Consider the following 1,320-nt stretch of genomic DNA (forward strand, 5'->3'; position numbering starts at 1 on the left):
ACCTGCGCATTCGCAGATGGGCCGCTGTGTCCGGGTGGGCGATACTGGGTTCGAACCAGTGACCTCTTCGGTGTGAACGAAGCGCTCTCCCACTGAGCTAATCGCCCGGGCACAGGAAGAACATTACCCCATGTCAGGGGGTGCCTGTGACCGGCGGCGGACGAGGCCGGCCGGTCCCCGCGACCGGCCCGGGATCACTGGTCCTTGATCTTCCAGGGCATCACGACGCCGAACTTCGAGACGTAGATCCCGACGAGGACGGCCACGATCACCAGGCCGATCGCCGTCAGGGTGATGTTGCGTCGCCGCACCCTGGGGTCGAGTGCCTTCTGTGCCGCCTCGGTGACCTTGCGTTTGGTCCAGCGCAGCACCAGCTGGGCCCACACGAACTCGGTCGCCCAGATCGCCATACCGCCGAAGATCACGACCCAGCCCGGTCCGGGCAGCGGCAGCATGATCACGCCGGCCGCCATGACCGCCAGGCCCACCACGAAGACGCCCACCTGCCAGCTCAGGTGCAGCATCCGGCGAGCCTTGACGAACTCCGGCGCCTTGGAGCCGAGCCCGCTGCCGTCCGGCCCGTCCGCCCCGTCCAACCCGCTCGGCCCGCCCGCTCTCGCCTCGTCCGGTTTCCCGGCCGGCCCGGTCTCGTCCGATGTCACCGCGACCTCGCCCGGTTCGTCACTCCCCGTGTTCATACCGATGAACACTACCCGAGACAATCCGGTCACCGAAATGGTCGTAGCACCCGAACGGATCCTCGGCCGAAAGAGTTACATAAACGCACGCAAAACACTCAGAGGGGTTTACAACGGCACCGTAGGTGGCATGTCGATTTCGCCGACGTGCGAATCCCCGAGCGCACACTGAGCGGAAAGGCCCTGGCGCTTATGAACACCACGGTCAGCTGCGAGCTGCACCTGCGCCTCGTTGTGTCGAGCGAGTCATCCCTGCCTGTCCCCGCAGGCCTGCGGTACGACACGGCCGACCCCTATGCCGTGCACGCCACCTTCCACACCGGAGCCGAGGAGACCGTCGAGTGGGTGTTCGCCCGCGACCTCCTGGCTGAGGGGCTTCATCGTCCCACCGGTACCGGCGACGTCCGCGTATGGCCGTCACGCAGCCACGGTCAGGGTGTCGTGTGTATCGCCCTGAGCTCTCCAGAGGGTGAGGCTCTGCTCGAGGCCCCGGCGCGGGCCCTGGAGTCGTTCCTGAAGCGGACTGATGCCGCCGCTGCCGGTGGCGCGCTACCACCTGCTCCTGGCGTACGGGGTGCTGCTGACCGGGGCGGGTCTGCTGCTGGGGTGGGAGACCAGGCGG

The 1,320-nt window shown here is 67.3% G+C and carries 2 protein-coding genes and 1 tRNA gene; 1 reads left to right on the plus strand and 2 read right to left on the minus strand.

All coding sequences use genetic code 11. The features are described from left to right. Window positions 1-35: 35 nt before the first annotated feature. Window positions 36-107, minus strand: a tRNA-Val gene (locus ABT085_RS46400). An 87-nt stretch (window positions 108-194) separates the two neighbouring features. Next, window positions 195-698, minus strand: coding sequence for a TIGR02611 family protein (locus tag ABT085_RS46405; RefSeq protein WP_351623273.1), 504 nt, complete (start codon window positions 696-698; stop codon window positions 195-197). A 192-nt stretch (window positions 699-890) separates the two neighbouring features. Here ABT085_RS46405 and ABT085_RS46410 point away from each other — a divergent pair. Next, on the plus strand, window positions 891-1,320 hold a 430-nt coding region (locus ABT085_RS46410; protein WP_502983003.1), incomplete at its 3' end, for an SsgA family sporulation/cell division regulator.

The sequence above is a fragment of the Streptomyces sp. NPDC002265 genome (assembly GCF_040296125.1).
Classification (GTDB): Bacteria; Actinomycetota; Actinomycetes; order Streptomycetales; family Streptomycetaceae; genus Streptomyces.